This window comes from Hymenobacter sp. BT491 (assembly GCF_014349165.1).
Taxonomy (GTDB): Bacteria; Bacteroidota; Bacteroidia; order Cytophagales; family Hymenobacteraceae; genus Hymenobacter; species Hymenobacter jejuensis.
This window is the reverse complement of record NZ_JACSJJ010000002.1, coordinates 36225-52525: the sequence shown is the minus strand read 5'-3', so window position 1 is coordinate 52525 and position 16301 is coordinate 36225. Positions and strand designations below refer to the sequence as shown.

Below are 16301 nucleotides of genomic sequence, written 5' to 3'. Positions count from 1 at the left end.
TTGCATGTCGATTACCCTCGAAAACACCAGTATTCTGCAGCGCCTGCGCAGCGAAACCCACGCTTCGCACGACGCTCTGGAGCAAAACGAATTCAACCAAGCGCTCACTGCCGGGCATATTTCAGCGGAAGCTACGCGGCGTTTTCTGGCAAAACTGTACGGCTTTTTGCAGCCCTACGAGGCGCAGCTTTCCTTGCATACTTTCCCGGCGGCTTGGGAAGTGGAACACCGCCGACGGGCACACCTGATTCTGGAGGATTTGCAGCCGACTTCTGAGCTGCCGCTGTGCCCCGATATGCCCCCCCTGCGCACGTGGCCGCAGGTGCTGGGCGCGATGTACGTGCTGGAAGGCTCGACTTTGGGCGGCCAGGTGATCACGCGCCAATTGGCCAAAGCAGGCATCGCCACCCGCACGTATTTTACAGGCTATGGCGAACGCACCGGCCCGATGTGGAAGAGCTTCTGCCAACTCCTGACGGAAGCCGCCAACGAGGCCAATCAAGCGGAAATCGTGCAGTCCGCCATCCTGACGTTTCAAAAACTACACGCGTGGATCGATCAACCGTAATTTACTCCGACGAGAGCTTGCTCAACGCTCCCGTCACGCTTACTAATTGCGACCGGGAGCCTATTCATATTCCGGGTTCGGTGCAGCCGTATGGGTTTTTACTGTGCCTGCATGAAGAGACCAAACGGATCGTCCACGCCAGCCAGAATACTCAGGCCCTGATCGGGATGCCCGCGCAGGAGCTCATCGGAGCGGGCCTCGACCGGCTGCTAAACCCAGCTCAGATCGCGGAAATCGAGCGGTTGTGCGACTCGCTGACTGAGGTAACCAAGCTGCAAGGCGCCCGCCTCGACTTGGTGCCGGGCCAGCCGTTCTACAAAATCATCCTGCACCGCTACGACCAGTTGCTGTGGCTGGAGTTTGAGCCCGTCGAGGAAAACAGCGCCAGCGTGTTCGACCTGCCTTCGCTTAACGTGGCGTTGGGCCAGATGCTCGGCGCAACATCGGTGCCGGAGTTCTGCCAGTTTGCCGTCGACCAGATTCGGGAAATTACGGGCTTCGACCGGGTGGTGATGTACCGTTTTGCGGAAGATGCCAGCGGCGAAGTAGTGGCCGAAGCCAAACGCGCTGATTTAGACCCATTTATGGGGTTGCATTACCCGGCCACCGACATTCCGCAGCAGGCCCGGGCCATGTATCTCAAAAACTGGTTGCGCTTCATTCCGGACGTTTCGTATGTGCCGGCGCCGCTGGTACCGGTCTTGAACCCAGTATCCAACCGGCCGCCAGACATGACGTATGCCGTGCTGCGCAGCGTATCGCCCATTCACTTAGAATACCTGCGCAACATGGGCGTGGCGGCCACCATGACCATTTCGGTGATCGTGGATGGCAAGCTCTGGGGCATGATGACCTGCCACCACCTGACGCCCCGGCTGGTGAGCTACGAGCTGCGGGAGCTGTGCCTGTTTATTGGCAAAACCTTCTCGGCCCTGCTCAAAACCAAGCAGCAGCACGACGATTACGCTTATCAGCTTCACATCCGCGAAACGCAGGTCCGGCTGTTTGAGATGGTGAGCCGCCAGCCCAACTTCATCGAAGGCCTCTACCGGCGCTCGCCCACTTTGCTGGACGTAATGGAGTGTGGTGGCGCGGCCATTTGCTTTGAAAATGAGATCATTACTCTGGGCACTACACCTACCAAAACGCAGATTGAGGAGCTGACGGCGTGGTTGCGGGAAAACGTAAAGCTGGATGTATTTTACACCGACTCGTACGTGCGGCACAACCCGGCGGGCCTTGCCATAAGGGGCGTGAGCAGCGGCGTGTTGGCCATTTCGCTTTCTCAGGATTCCAACGACTACATCATCTGGTTTCGGCCCGAGCAAATCCAGACGGTGACGTGGGCGGGCAAAACCCAGAAAGCCGAGGTCCTGCAAGACAGCCAGCTGCACTTATCGCCCCGGCAGTCGTTTGAGGCCTGGAAGCAGCTGGTTGACAGCACGTCGGCCCCCTGGAAACCCATGGAAATTGAGGCCGCCCAAGAGATTCGCCTGCACCTTTCCGACGTCAGACTCAAGATTTTCAACGAGTTGCAAGCCCGCGCCGCTAGCCTGAGCCGCCTGAACACCGAGCTTTCGCGCAGCAACGACGAGCTGGATTCCTTTGCCTATGTCGCCTCCCACGACCTGAAGGAGCCGTTGCGCGGCATTCACAACTACTCTATCTTTCTGCTAGAAGACTACGCCGACCAACTCGATGCCGACGGGGTAAGCAAGCTTCAGACGTTGGTGCGGTTGAGCCAGCGCATGGAGGCTCTTATCGAGTCGCTGTTGCAGCTTTCGCGGGTCGGCCGGCAGGAGTTGCAAGTGGTCGAAACCAATGTCAACGAAGTGGTGGAAGAGGTACTGGACATGCTGCAACCGCGCTTTGAGCAAACGCAAACGACCGTAACCGTGACCGGAACCCTGCCTACCATCCGCTGCGACCGGGTGCGCATCCGGGAGGTGTTCAACAATTTGGTCACCAACGCCATGCGTTACAACGATAAGCCCGAAAGAACCGTAACCGTTGGCTTAGCATCAAATGGCGCGCTCGGCCCCCGGGGCACGGGCCGCCCAGAAGATTTTTACGTATTCTACGTACAAGACAACGGCATCGGCATCGACCCCAAGCACCACGAAACCATTTTCAAGATCTTCAAGCGCCTGCACACCCAAGACAAATACGGCGGCGGCACGGGCGCTGGCCTAGCAATTGCTAAGAAAATGGTGGAGCGCCACGAAGGCGAGCTTTGGGTCGAATCGACGCCCGGCAACGGCGCTACATTTTATTTCTCCCTCTCCAAACACCTATAAAAGTGACAGCCTTATCTCTCAAGCCCATCTTGGTGGTGGAGGACAGCGCGGAGGATTTTACGGCCCTGGGTCGTGCCTTCCGCAAGCATGCGCTCCCCAATCCGGTACTGCGCTGTGAAGACGGCGATCAGGCGCTGGAATATCTACAAGGCTACGGCAAGCGCGCCGGCTGGCCCCAGATGCTGCCGGCTTTTGTGCTGCTCGACCTCAACATGCCCGGCACTGACGGCCGCACCGTGCTCGGCGTACTCAAGCAAGACCCTTATTTACAGTCGATTCCGGTGATCATCTTCAGTACCTCGACCAACGTGCGGGACATCGAAGATTGCTACCGCTTGGGGGCCAATAGCTACCTGACCAAGCCCATTGAATACTCCGTTTTGGAAGAGAAAACCCGGTTGCTGATCAGCTATTGGCTGGGCACTTCGGAGCTACCCTTTTCGAACTCGTAGCTGCTGGCGTGAAAAAGATATTACTCATTGACGACAATGAGCAGGACCGCATGCTGTACAAGCGGTTTCTGGGCAGGCAAGTCGGGCACGAGCGAATCGAGATTCATGAAGCCTCGTCGGGGAAAGAAGGCCTTACCTTGTTTGCGGCCCAAAAGCCCGATTGTGTCCTGCTGGACCACAACTTACTCGACACCGACGGCCTTACGCTGCTGGGCGACCTGAAACGGCTGGCGCCCCCGGATGCTTTGTGCGTGGTCATGATTACGGGTGGTGGCAGCGAAACCCTAGCCGTACGCGCCCTCAACGAAGGCGCCCTGGACTACTTGGTGAAGCAGCAGTTTGACCGCGAACTGCTCCGCAAAACCGTGATGCACGCCATCGAGAAAAACGAGTGGCGGCAATACGTCACGCGCTACCACGGGCAACTGCAAGCCGTAAACCAGCAACTGCGCGAATCGCTGGAAGAGCTCACCGAAACGCGCCAGCAGATACAGGAAAAAAACGCCCAGCTCACCATCGCCAACGAAGCCATTCGGGCGCGCAACCAAGAGCTGGCGGCCACCAACCAACAGCTGGCCCGCACCAATATTGACCTAGACAACTTCGTGTACGCCGCCTCGCACGACCTGCGCCAACCGGTGCACAACCTGCACGGTTTGTTTGATGAATTGCGCCGCACGGCCACTTTTCACGACCCCGAAGCGGCCCAGATGCTGCGCTTCGTCGACGATTCACTGCGCGACCTCACGGCTACCATCACTGATCTGGCAGCCGTAGTGCAGGTAGCCCGCCAACCCGGCGAGCAAAAAGCCGAACCCGTAGGCCTAGCAGATCTCACCGCCGACGTGCTGCAGACCTTGCGCCCCCAATTGCAGACCACGCAAGCCGACGTTCAAACGGATTTTAGTGCCTTGCCCGAACTGCTGTATGTGCGCAGCAACCTGCGCACCATCGTGCTCAATTTGGTAGCTAACGCGCTCAAATACCGTCACCCCGACCGCCCGGCCCTGGTGCGGGTGCGCAGCAATCAACTAGCCGACCAGCCGGTGCTCGAAGTGGCTGATAACGGACTCGGCATCGACCTGGAACGGCATGGCTCGGAGCTGTTTCAGCTGTTTCGCCGCTTTCACCCCCACGCCGAAGAAGGCACAGGAGTAGGTCTTTTTCTGGTGAACCGATTGGTACAGGCCCAAGGTGGCCGCATCGAAGTGGAAAGCCAGCTCGACTGCGGTACTACGTTTCGGGTATTTTTTTAGACCGGAAGGCTGGCCAAGGGCAATTTCGCCTTACATATAAATAATTGACAGTCAAGCATTTGCAAAAAACTACTTCTTAAGCGTTGCGTAATTCCTCCGCTTCAAACACGCGTTTTACTTTCCGCTTTTTCTCTACAATTTGGTAGGTGGCGCGGTCGCTGCTTTCATTCCAGAAGACGTCTGAAATCAGCCCTCGATGGGCCGGACGGCCGGGCTCCGGCTCCACTTCTTCCACCAGATCACCGAAGCTGAAGGGTGGCTTTTGGTGCAGTTCGGTGAAGAGTTCGCCGCTTACTTTGAATTGCTGTTCGTCGTAGCGCAGCAAAATCCAGTCTTCGGTTTCGTCGATTTTCTCAAATACTTTGCCCAGCGGTTCGAGCCACTCGAATGTGCGGCGGTTGGCGGGGTGAATGTAGCGCAAGCCATAAGCCGGCGTCCAGGGGTACAGGCCGTAACGGACAGGTTTGGGTCGGGGCACGGTGATCGGTAAGGTGAACGACAAAATAACGCGCTCATCGGCGATATGTTAGCCGAAAGCAGCGCTCAAAAGCCGATATTTTTCTTCGTAATAGCCGCTGTTTGGGTATCAGTCGATGTTTTTAACCCAACATCTAGTAATGTAACTGGCTTTTTTACAGAGCAAATTCCGTCTTTATCTCGGTAACCACTCCCCTGGCATTCATCGTTCAATAATCCAAGATCAAGACTTGTTTAACGCGCTTTGTGTCATAAAGGCAACTTCCGAACCCGAAGCGAAAAAAAGTCACTCGGTATGTAGGCTTACCCAAACTGCAGTAACCTAACGCGAGAAAACTGGTGCTTACCAGAGCCTACGCATGCTGTGGGCCAACAGCTTGGAGTGAGGCCGCGGCTTCACAACAACTCGGCTTCTGGCGTTTGAGGGGTTGGGAGGCTGCCCGTGGGAAGTGCGCCGGTAGCATGAGCATGAGCCAGCAATTGGTCGCGGTGCGCGGCTCCATTGTGCATAGCGGCAAAAGAAATGCGTTGGTGCCGGCCGTCGGTGGTATGCACCAGCATATCGGTGTCGCCAACGGGCTCAACATCAACCACATCCTGCCATGTATACCGAAAGTGCCGGCCAAACGGCTTGAGGCGCAACGCAAAGCCATGGTTGTGCAGATGCAGGTAGCGGCGCGCATCCAGTTGCGACATTTTGAACGCCATCAGCACGTACACCCCGGCCAGTGCAAAGTAGATCCAAGGCAGCACATGAAACTTGTTTACGCCCGTCTGAAGCGCCAACTCGTGGTGCCGATGCCAGATGTGGTACCCTTCGAGGCCCAGAATTCCAGCCGATGCGATCTCCAACCAGGCTATTCGTTCCCGGTGGTGAGGATTGTGGCGCAGGTGCCTGATTTCGCGCACTAGCAGCACTATATACAGCACTCCTATTCCAAATTCCAGTCCTGTCAGAAACGTAAGGGGTTCGTGCTCTTTGATCGCTTGCCCGGCACTGTAAATCAGTACCAAGGCCGGCGCCAGGTGCCCGAGGGCCTTTTTCTGCTGGCGCACACCGTGGCTGCGATGATAAAGAGTAGTGGGGCCGTTAGAGGCGCTGCTAGCATGATTCATGACCTCAAAAACGGCAAATTTTAAATGGGGTGCAATGCTTGCGGCCGTACACCCTTATGATCTAGGCTGTTCAGTACCAGAGGTTTCAAGGAAGGAACACAACCTAACTGTACCCTAATCAGTTAGAGGGCTAGCACTGCCCAGTTTCAGGGCAGCTCTGACCTTACGCACATGCCCACACCTACTACCCTCTCTGCTCCTACGCTGCAAGCCGGCATGGGCGCAATTCCGCATGCCAGTGGCACCACGTTTCGCGTGTGGGCCCCCCACGCCAAAGCCGTATCGGTTATTGGCACATTCAACGACTGGAACGCCAAAACGCACCCGCTTAAGGCGGAAGGCAATGGCTATTGGGCCGCCGATGTAGCCGCCGCCCAGCCCGGTGCCGAGTACAAATTCTGGATCCGCAACGGCAAGCAGGTGCTCAAGCGCAACGACCCTTACGCCCGCGCAGTCACCAACTCGGCGGGCAACTCCATCGTCTTCGATCCGGCCTACGACTGGGAGGATGACCACTTCGAGATGCCCGCCTGGAACACCTTGGTAATCTATGAGTTACACGTTGGCACGTTCAATCCCAAATCGCCCGACGAACCCGGCACGTTCTACGACGTCATCGAGAAGCTGCCGTATTTGCAGGAGTTAGGCATCAATGCCATTGAGGTAATGCCCGCCACCGAGTTTCCGGGCGGTCGCTCGTGGGGTTACAATCCCTCGCATCCGTTTGCCCTCGAAACGGATTATGGTGGTCCTCAAGGCTTTAAAGAGCTCATTAAACAAGCGCATCGCCACGGCATTGCCGTTATTCTGGATGTGGTGTACAACCACTTTGGCCCCGGCGACCTCGATTTGTGGCAGTTTGATGGCTGGAGCGAAAACGACGGCGGCGGCATTTATTTCTACAACGACTGGCGCGCCGAAACGCCTTGGGGCCACAACCGCCCCGATTACGGCCGCGAAGCCGTGCGCCGCTACATCCGCGACAACGCCCTGATGTGGCTGGAAGAATTTCGAGTCGATGGGCTGCGCCTCGACTCAATTTCGCACGTCCGTAACGTGCACGGCTCCGACAACCCCGAAACTGACCTGCCCGACGGCTGGAGCCTGATGCGCTGGATCAACGAGGAGATTCATGCGCACATGCCTTGGAAAATCACGATCGCCGAGGATTTGCAGGGCAACGAATACATCACGCGTTCCGCTGAACAAGATGGCCAAGGCTTTGCTGCTCAGTGGGATGCGGCTTTCGTCAACATCGTGCGCGACGCGCTCATCACCCAGTCCGACGACGACCGCAACCTTTCGGCTGTGGCGGGCGCGATTGGTACCAGCTACAATGGCGACGCTTTTCAGCGGGTGATCTACACCGAATCGCACGACGAAGTGGCCAACGGCAAAAGCCGGGTGCCCGAAGAAATCATGCCCGGCGAAGCCGCGCATTGGTACCCTAAAAAGCGGGCAACGCTGGGTGCAGCGCTGGTATTTACTTCCCCTGGTGTACCGATGATTTTTCAGGGCCAGGAATTTCTGGCCGAAGGGTATTTCTCTGATGATCAGCCGGTTCAGTGGCATCGCGCGACCGAGCTGGCAGGATTGGTCAACCTGTACCGCGACCTTATCCGGCTGCGTCGCAACCTACATGGCACTACCAACGGCCTCACCGGCCAGCATACGGAAGTGTTTCACATCAACGACGAGGATAAAACAATCGCCTTCCGGCGCTGGGCCGACGGCGACGGCGGCCCCAACGATACAACCATCGTGCTGGCCAATTTTGCCGATCGCACCCACGAAGCCTATACCGTTGGGCTACCAGCCGAAGGCCAGTGGCACGTACGCTTCAACAGCGACTGGCAGGGCTACGACGAAGGCTTCGGCAACTTCGAAAGCTTCGGCGCCGAGGCCGAAGAAGGCGAATACGACGGCATGGCTTGGCACGGAAGCTTCGGGCTGGCCCCTTATTCCGTCCTGATTATTTCGCAGGGCTAACGCAGCTTTTTTGCCTTTGGGCAAGGCAACGCTGTGCCTCTAAAATTTAAAAGCCCCGCCATCTTGAGTGATGGCGGGGCTTTATTTTTTCAAAGTGCGAACCCAAGTAAGTGTTTACAACGAATAATCTGCGTAATCTGCATTCTCTGCGGTTAACTCATCCCTTCCCACCAAAACCCTTCCGCTGTGCAACTACCCGTTCCCGCCCCTGAGCCCATTGCCCCCGACGCGCTGCTTGTTGAAGTAGCCTGGGAAGTCTGCAACCAAGTAGGTGGCATCTATACCGTCATTCGCTCGAAGGTTCCGGCCACCGTGCAGGGCTGGGACGATCGGTACTGCCTGCTAGGGCCCTACTTTCCGCACCAGGCCCAAGGCGAGTTCGAGCCCTACGATGAGCACCAGCTTTCGACCCTCAACGACCCGTTTGCGGGCGCCGTGCGCAAGATGCGCTCGTATGGGTATGATGTGCAGCTGGGCGTGTGGCTCGTGACTGGCCGCCCGCGGGTGGTGCTCATCAATCCCTTTCAGGTGTATGACCGCCTGAACAACATCAAATCGGATCTGTGGCATAACCACGGCATCCCGACGCCCGAAGGCGACGATCTGCTGCATCAGGTGGAGGCTTTTGGGCATTTGGCCAAGATATTTATCCAAACCCTTACGGGTGAAGTAGTTCCGCCCCAACGGGTAGTGGCGCACTTCCACGAGTGGATGACCGGCGTGGCCATTCCGGAGCTGCGCCGCGACCAGGTGCCCGCGCACTTGGTATTTACAACGCACGCCACGCTGCTGGGCCGCTACCTGGCCATGAACGACCCCAACTTCTACGACCATCTCATGCAGGTGAGCTGGCTACCGGAAGCCCAGCATTTCAACATCGAAACGGCCGTGCGCATTGAGCGGGCGGCGGCACATGGCTCGCACGTATTCACAACCGTGAGCGAGCTGACGGTGCGCGAATGCATTTACCTACTCGATCGTATTCCGGACGCGGTGTTGCCCAATGGCCTTAACATTGAGCGCTTTGTGGCCCTGCACGAGTTCCAGAACCTGCACCAGCAGTACAAGTCGAAGATTCACGAATTCGTGATGGCGCACTTTTTCCAGACGTATTCCTTCGACCTGGACAACACGCTGTACATGTTCACCTCGGGCCGCTACGAATACCATAACAAAGGCTTCGACCTGACGCTGGAAGCACTTGCCCGCCTCAATTACCGAATTCAGCAGAACAACGTGGATGGCCAAGTGGTGATGTTTTTCATCACAAAACGGCCGTTTTCCAGCATCAACCCTGGCGTACTGCAAAACCGCGCCGTGCTCGACGAAGTCCGCGAAACCTGCGAAGCCATTGAGCGCCAAGTGGGCGAACGGCTGTTTTATGCCGCCGCCGCCAGTTCGGAGCACCGCCTGCCCGACCTGTCGAGCATGGTTGACGACTACTGGAAACTTCGCTACCGCCGCACGCTGCAAAGCTGGAAAACGCACATTCTGCCGCCGGTCATCACCCATAACCTCTACGACGACCAGAACGACGACATTCTGAACTTCCTGCGGCGGGCCAACATGGTCAACAACCAGCACGACCGCGTCAAGATCGTGTACCATCCGGATTTTGTGTCGCCTTCGTCGCCGCTATTTGGCATGGAATACGGGCAGTTTGTGCGCGGTTGCCACTTGGGCATTTTCCCAAGCTACTACGAGCCTTGGGGCTACACGCCGCTCGAGTGCGTGGCCCGCGGCGTACCCGCCATCACCAGCGACTTATCGGGTTTCGGCGACTACGTCATGCAAACCGTGCCCGAACACGAAGACAAAGGCATTTTTGTGGTGCAGCGCCAAGAAAAATCCTTTGATGAAGCCGCCGAAGAGCTCACCAACATGCTCTGGGACTTTGTGCTGCAAAACCGTCGTGAGCGCATCACGCAACGCAACAAGGTAGAAAGCTCCGCCGACCTCTTCGACTGGAAAAACCTACGCGTCCATTACGACCGAGCCTACGCACTGGCTCTAGAGCGCATATAATTAATTATCAATGACTTAACCCTAAGTGCTAGATGTATCTTCTCGGTATGTCTAGCGCTTAGAGTCTAATTGTAATACGGCGCGGGAATGTGGCGCCTTGGCTGGATTGTAGAGAAAATTACACACCCGCTTGTTGTACTGATTTTGCTTCGTCAAATACGGATTCTTGAAGCTCAACCACAGCGATTGTTGTCCTTCATGCATTCTTAACCATCGCGGGTTGTCCTTTACATATCCTTGATAGTACCGATAGCATCTGTTACCCGATACGCGTTCATTTGAGAAAGACAGTGTTAGTATTGGCAGGCTGTGGTGCCACGCTTGCCGCCACAGCGCATGAGTTCTGGCTTCAGCCGCCCCGCTTTTTTATAGCAGCGGGCACCGTCGCGAACCTGCGCGTACTCGTGGGCGAGAAATTTGAGGGCCATCGGTGGCCTGGCAAAAGCAACCGCATAACTAGCCTAGTGCACTATGCCCCCAACGATACGCTCGACCTCACGGCCTTGGCTACCCAAGACGATTCGCTGCGCACCAACGTGGAGTTTGTGCAGCCGGGCGTGCACATGGTTGCGCTAGCGACCAACAATGCCTCAATCACGATGAGTGCCACCGAATTCAATACCTACCTGAAGGAAGACGGTTTTGATAACGTATTGGCTATCAGGCAGAAACAAAAGTCACTTGATAAACCAGGCCGCGAAATCTATCGGCGTTGTAGCAAAACGCTGCTGCAAGTAGGCCCGAGCAGCCTCGATACGGTTGGCACGTTCGCTTGGCGGGCAGGGCTGCCATTGGAACTGGTACCTGAGCAGAACCCTTATGCGCTCAAGCCTGGGGCGGCTCTTACCGTGTTGCTCCTCGCCAACGGCCAGCCTTTGCCCAACACGCTGGTGCAGGTTTGGCAGCGCTCGCCCGACAAACCGACACAAATTTTTCGGTTACACTCCAACCAAAAAGGCCGAGTGTTGTTTCGTCTTCAGATGCCTGGCAATTATATGGTGAGCGCTGTGCAAATGGTGCCTGCCACCGACCAGAAAGCGGCCGATTGGCAGAGCACCTGGTCCACGCTTACTTTTGGATTTTCTGGCCATTCGGCAAATTAAAACGGATCATTTTAACCTAGTTTTAAGGCCCTGGGAGGGTGTCTTGAACGAACATTTTTTTTCCTACCTTCGCAATTCTCTTAGACAACCGCAACCACCGACGGTATGAAGTACACGATTGATAAAAAGGAAACCTACACGATTATCACGATTGACGAGAAGAAGCTCGACACCACCGTCGCGCCCGATCTGAAGTCTGAATTCGTGAAGCTCAACGCCGAGGGTATCAACAACTTAATTCTGGATTTGTCCAACGTTAAGTACACCGATTCGTCGGGGCTCAGCTCTATTCTGATCGCCAACCGCCTGTGCAATTCTACCGGCGGCCTGTTGGTGCTAACCGGTTTGCAAGACCACGTTATGAAGCTAATCACCATTTCCAAGCTTGAGTCGGTGTTGCATATCCTGCCCACGGTTGAAGAAGGTATTGACCGCATATTCCTGCACGCCATCGAGCGCGATCTTACCAGCAAGGAATAAAGTAGTTTAGGTGTAAGTTGTTGGTTGTCAGTTGTCAGTTTGATCGAACTGACGCTAGGCAACCAATTTTTTTTACCCCTTTTCGGCCTTCTTCTTCTTCTGACGGCTTCCACCCCGCAACAGACTTACGACCATTGGAGTTTGAGCTAAGAATCCTGGGCAGTGCGTCGGCAACGCCATTTCTCAACCGCCACCACACGGCCCAAGTCCTGACCGTGGGCAACCACTTGTACTTGATCGACTGCGGCGAAGGCACCCAGGAACGCCTGATCGAGCACAAAGTGCGCCACCAACGGATAAGTACTATTTTTATTTCGCACCTGCACGGCGACCATTTCTTCGGCCTTTTCGGGTTGATTTCGACCATGCACTTGCAGGGCCGCACCGACGCCCTACAGTTATTCGGCCCGGTCGGCCTCGACGATATCCTGACCACGCAGTTTCGCTACTCCAATACGCAGCTTTCGTTTGAGCTGAACTTTACGCCCGTCAACAGCGAGTCGCATGAACAGATATATGAAGATAAATATCTGACTGTCAATACATTACCAATGCGGCATCGCATACCGTGCTGCGGATATCTGTTCCGAGAGAAACCCAAGCGGCGGCATTTGGTAAAAGATCGCTTGCCGGTGGGCCTCACGCCCAAGCAGCTCCACCAATTAACCCTCGGCGAGGATGCACTTGACGAAACCACCGGGCAAGTGCTCGTGCAAAATTCTGACGTTACGTCGCCGCCCAGCCACTCCCGCAGCTACGCTTTCTGCGCCGATACGCTGTACACGGAAAGCTTGGCCGAGCTGATTCAGAACGTCGATCTGCTCTACCACGAAGCAACCTTTCTCGACGACATGCGCGAGCGTGCCCTGACCACGCACCACTCTACCGCGCGCCAGGCGGCTCTGCTGGCACGCAAAGCGCAGGCCCACCACTTGTTAATCGGCCATTTTTCCTCCCGCTACCGCGACCTCGACCCACTGTTGCGCGAAGCGCAGGTGATATTTGAGCCTGTAGAGCTAGCAACGGAAGGCAAAACGATAAGCGTGCCCGAATAAACTCACTGCCCAGCCGACCCCCTTGAAAACCTTCGCCCACAAAAAACAGCAGCTCTACCTCATTCTGAGTGGGATTTTCGTAGTCAATGCCCTGCTGGCCGAGATCATCGGAGTCAAGATATTTTCCGTGGATGCGCTGCTGGGGCTGCCCGGCAACCTCACGGCGGGCGTGCTGATCTGGCCCGTAGTGTTCATCACCACCGACATCATCAACGAGTATTTCGGGCGCGAAGGCGTACTGCGTGTAAGCTTCCTCACGGTGGGCCTTATCCTGTATTCTTTCTTGGTAATTCTGGCCACGACCAAGCTACCACCCGCTGCATTCTGGCTCGACGTCAACAAAACTGACCACGACGGACGGCCATTCAACATTGATTTTGCTTACCAGAGCATTTTCCGGCAGGGATTGGGTATCATCATCGGGTCGGTGGTGGCTTTTATGGTCGGCCAGGTACTGGACGCGACTGTTTTCCAGGCACTTCGGCGCGTAACGGGCAGCCGCCTGATTTGGCTGCGCGCCACGGGTTCCACGCTCATCTCACAGTTAGTCGACAGCTTTGTAGTGCTGTTCGTGGCCTTTTACCTGTTCGGCAACTGGACTTTCGAGCAAGTACTCAGCGTGGCGAACACCAATTACTGGTATAAATTCGCAGCGGCTATTCTGCTGACGCCGGTGCTCTACCTCGCTCATTTCCTGATTGATCGGTATCTGGGCCAAGAGGAAACCACCGAGCTACAGCAAGAAGCGGCGGCCGATGTGTCGGTCTAGGGAAGCTTCGCTATGAGCGACGCCTGCCTTGCCTTCTCCAGAGGTTATTTCATCGTTTTACGACGGACGCCGGCACGGCGTCTCTACTGATTTTCCAATGTCCCGTATCCTTACCGGCATCCAAAGCACTGGCCGTCCGCACCTTGGCAACTTGCTCGGCGCCATTTTGCCTGCCATCGAACTCTCGCGCCAGTCGCAGAACGACTCGCTGTATTTCATTGCGGATCTGCACGCGCTGACCTCCGTCCGCGATGCGGAATTGCTGCGGCAAAACACATACGCTGTGGCAGCGGCATGGCTGGCCTGCGGTTTCGACACCGAAAAGGACTTGTTTTACCGCCAGTCGGATGTGCCTCAAGTGACCGAGCTGACGTGGTACCTGTCGTGCTTCACGCCGTATCCGATGTTGGCTAACGCGCACAGCTTCAAGGATAAGATGGACCGGCTATCGGAAGTAAATGCGGGGGTCTTCACCTATCCTGTGCTCATGGCCGCCGACATCCTGCTCTACGACGCGGAGATAGTGCCGGTGGGCAAAGATCAAATGCAGCACTTGGAAATTGCCCGCGACATTGCCGCCGCTTTCAACAACCGCTACGGCGAAACCTTTGTCATGCCCCAGGCCCGCGTCGATGCGCAGTTGATGACCATTCCGGGGCTCGATGGCCAAAAAATGAGCAAGAGCTACGGCAACATCATCGACGTTTTTGCCCCCGAAAAAGAGTTGCTCAAGACCATCAAAAGCATCGTTACCGACAGCCGCGGCCTCGACGATCCCAAAGACCCTGAAAGCGACACGGTATTTAAGCTTTATTCGCTGCTGGCTACGCCCGAGCAAACGGAGGAGCTGCGCGAAAAGTACCTAGCCGGTGGCTATGGCTACGGCCACGCGAAACAGGCTCTGTATGAAGTAATTATGAACCGCTTTGGCACCGAGCGCGAACAGTTCAATTTCTTCATCAACAACCTCCCTGAGCTGGACGCGCGCTTAGCCGAAGGCGCCCGCAAGGCACAGGCTTACGGCAGCACAGTACTCAATCGGGTTCGGGAAAAAGCAGGGTACAACCGGCGCTAAGCCCATCATCAACTCTCTGATTTAGTTGGCATTACAGACCATAATGCTTAAATTATAGGGAAGACAAAGGCGCTCTCCACCCGCGGCTGGGCTGGGGTAGCAAGGCAAGACTCGGCTTCGAACAGGAAGCCTGAGTAGCTGGCGACGATTCTGTAACGATTTTCGATGGGAACCACCTTGCGTAAGTATGCCAAGCTCACCTGTTACATCCACCACGTCTGATTCTGACGTCACCACCATGCTCACGGGTGCTCCTGTTACGATGCTGCTGCCCGTCATGAACCTGACCCGCGCCCGCGATTTTTACGAGCAAAAACTTGGCCTTCAGCCCCTTGGCTTAAAGCTAGACGGCAAGTTTGAATACGCGTGTGGCGGAAGCACCGGTGCCACCCTGGCCCTCTTCCCAAAACCGGAAGGCACCAAAGCCGAACATACGGCCCTAAGTTTTCAGGTGAGAGACATTGCCGCTGCTATTCAGGAGCTTGAGGAAAAAGGCGTGCAATTTGAGGATTACGATTATCCCGATCTGAAAACGAAAGACCATGTGTGCGTGCTGGGCAGCGAAAAAGCCGCTTGGTTTAAGGATACTGAAGGAAATTACCTCTGTATCCACCAAGACATTGCGTAACCCGGCTAAGCGCTGCTTTTGCAGACTCAAAACGATAAAAAGGCCCCGTAGCTAGTGCTACGGGGCCTTTTTGATGCCTGTGATTTAGGCACTTTGGATCCTACTCAGTCCCTCAGAACAACAGCCCATCAACGGAATGGCGCTGCTCACTGGAAAAGCTGAACCCAACTTTACTTCCGCGGCTAACCTGCTGATTTTCAATCTTTTGCTTAACCGTAATTTTCTGAATCTCGCCCATAGGCGGTGCAATCAGGTCGTTGTTGACGGCGGCGATCATGGCGCTTTCCACGAAAAGCTTCATCATGTTGGGCGTGATGAGGTTATCGGCCATATCGTTGTCGGGGAGTTCGAGCTGCTGCACGCCTTCCAGAAAAAAGTGGTTTTCGATGTTGACCAGCAGCCGCCCAACGAGGTAGCCGGGGTCGTTCATGCGCTGGTATTTGATGCTGTCGGCCATAAAGTTGTAGGCCATGATGTGGCCAAAAAACCGGCGCCGGAAGTCTTCCTCAACGTATTTGGTTGGCATGGGGCCATAGTCGTCGGGGAAGGTAACGATGTTGGAATGCATCACGAATACGAGCAAGTCGCCGGAAAACCGGATGTGAAATTCCATATCGTTGACGGGCCGGTACTCGATCACGACGGTCGAGTCAACTGCCGTAATTCGGCGGCTAAGCTCCACCACCAGTTCCTGCGAAACCAGCCGCAGGCAATCGAAAGCAGCATTTGTATTGCGATAAATTGCCTGTTTGGCCGTCGATTTTTGTTTCAGGCCCTCAAATATCTGATCGAGACGGTCGGCGGGAGCTTGGGACGGAGCGCCCGCTGGTGCAGTTGGCTCATTGTCGGTGGCGGTAGCTCCGCTATGAGCCGAAGGCACCGGAGCAACTACTTGACTAGCAGTTGATTCGGCCGACGGGGCGGCGGCGCTATTGGCAGGAGGGGTTTGCGAATTCTCGTCCATGCGAAGTACAAAACGGGCAGCGCCTGAAGCGGCGCGCCACATAAGAA

Annotated in this window: 15 protein-coding genes; 12 read left to right on the top strand and 3 right to left on the bottom strand. The window is 55.9% G+C overall.

Going from position 1 to position 16301, the window contains the following annotated elements:
- Positions 1 to 4: 4 nt before the first annotated feature.
- Genes H9I52_RS06115 through H9I52_RS06100 form a run of 4 tightly spaced genes read left to right on the top strand, consistent with a single transcriptional unit; the run spans position 5 to position 4573 of the window.
- Complete coding sequence (locus H9I52_RS06115) at positions 5 to 568, top strand: biliverdin-producing heme oxygenase (RefSeq protein ID WP_187453141.1); 564 nt, start codon at positions 5 to 7, stop codon at positions 566 to 568.
- Entirely contained in the window at positions 550 to 2865 is a 2316-nt protein-coding gene (locus tag H9I52_RS06110; protein ID WP_187453140.1) for an ATP-binding protein, read from the top strand. The genes H9I52_RS06115 and H9I52_RS06110 overlap by 19 nt, the downstream gene beginning before the upstream one ends.
- 2 nt (positions 2866 to 2867) lie before the next feature.
- Positions 2868 to 3317, top strand: coding sequence for a response regulator (locus tag H9I52_RS06105; RefSeq protein WP_187453139.1), 450 nt, complete (start codon positions 2868 to 2870; stop codon positions 3315 to 3317).
- Between the two features lie 8 nt (positions 3318 to 3325).
- Positions 3326 to 4573 (top strand): ATP-binding protein, encoded by a 1248-nt coding sequence (locus H9I52_RS06100; protein ID WP_187453138.1) that lies wholly within the window; start codon positions 3326 to 3328, stop codon positions 4571 to 4573.
- A gap of 76 nt (positions 4574 to 4649) precedes the next feature.
- On the opposite strand, the gene H9I52_RS06095 is transcribed toward H9I52_RS06100, so the two are convergent.
- Together H9I52_RS06095 and H9I52_RS06090 are read right to left on the bottom strand one after the other, a co-directional pair.
- Positions 4650 to 5051, bottom strand: coding sequence for a DUF6960 family protein (locus H9I52_RS06095; RefSeq protein ID WP_187453137.1), 402 nt, complete (start codon positions 5049 to 5051; stop codon positions 4650 to 4652).
- A 395-nt stretch (positions 5052 to 5446) separates the two neighbouring features.
- Positions 5447 to 6166, bottom strand: a complete 720-nt coding sequence (locus H9I52_RS06090) for a hypothetical protein (protein ID WP_187453136.1) — start codon at positions 6164 to 6166, stop codon at positions 5447 to 5449.
- Between the two features lie 171 nt (positions 6167 to 6337).
- Here H9I52_RS06090 and H9I52_RS06085 point away from each other — a divergent pair, with 171 nt between their 5' ends.
- The 8 genes from H9I52_RS06085 to H9I52_RS06050 all read left to right on the top strand — a co-directional run bounded on the left by H9I52_RS06085 (position 6338) and on the right by H9I52_RS06050 (position 15290).
- The gene (locus tag H9I52_RS06085) at positions 6338 to 8155 is read left to right on the top strand and encodes an alpha-amylase family glycosyl hydrolase (protein WP_262385976.1); all 1818 of its coding nucleotides are present in this window, start codon (positions 6338 to 6340) and stop codon (positions 8153 to 8155) included.
- Positions 8156 to 8341: 186 nt separating this feature from the next.
- Positions 8342 to 10180 (top strand): glycosyltransferase, encoded by a 1839-nt coding sequence (locus tag H9I52_RS06080; RefSeq protein ID WP_316248004.1) that lies wholly within the window; start codon positions 8342 to 8344, stop codon positions 10178 to 10180.
- Between the two features lie 278 nt (positions 10181 to 10458).
- Positions 10459 to 11283 (top strand): DUF4198 domain-containing protein, encoded by an 825-nt coding sequence (locus tag H9I52_RS06075; protein ID WP_187453135.1) that lies wholly within the window; start codon positions 10459 to 10461, stop codon positions 11281 to 11283.
- Between the two features lie 105 nt (positions 11284 to 11388).
- On the top strand, positions 11389 to 11763 hold the full coding sequence (locus tag H9I52_RS06070) for an STAS domain-containing protein (RefSeq protein WP_139516449.1): 375 nt from the start codon (positions 11389 to 11391) through the stop codon (positions 11761 to 11763).
- A 134-nt stretch (positions 11764 to 11897) separates the two neighbouring features.
- A complete protein-coding gene (locus H9I52_RS06065) occupies positions 11898 to 12818 on the top strand; it encodes a ribonuclease Z (protein ID WP_139516448.1) in 921 nt (306 codons plus the stop codon).
- Positions 12819 to 12840: 22 nt separating this feature from the next.
- Positions 12841 to 13587, top strand: coding sequence for a queuosine precursor transporter (locus tag H9I52_RS06060; protein ID WP_187453134.1), 747 nt, complete (start codon positions 12841 to 12843; stop codon positions 13585 to 13587).
- A 97-nt stretch (positions 13588 to 13684) separates the two neighbouring features.
- Positions 13685 to 14662 carry a tryptophan--tRNA ligase gene (gene trpS, locus H9I52_RS06055; RefSeq protein WP_139516446.1) on the top strand — a complete coding sequence of 326 codons (978 nt, stop codon included), beginning with the start codon at positions 13685 to 13687 and terminating at the stop codon, positions 14660 to 14662.
- Positions 14663 to 14849: 187 nt separating this feature from the next.
- Positions 14850 to 15290 (top strand): VOC family protein, encoded by a 441-nt coding sequence (locus tag H9I52_RS06050; RefSeq protein WP_222940423.1) that lies wholly within the window; start codon positions 14850 to 14852, stop codon positions 15288 to 15290.
- A 112-nt stretch (positions 15291 to 15402) separates the two neighbouring features.
- Here H9I52_RS06050 and H9I52_RS06045 read toward each other — a convergent pair whose 3' ends face one another.
- Entirely contained in the window at positions 15403 to 16254 is an 852-nt protein-coding gene (locus tag H9I52_RS06045) for a hypothetical protein (RefSeq protein ID WP_262385975.1), read from the bottom strand.
- Positions 16255 to 16301: the final 47 nt, after the last annotated feature.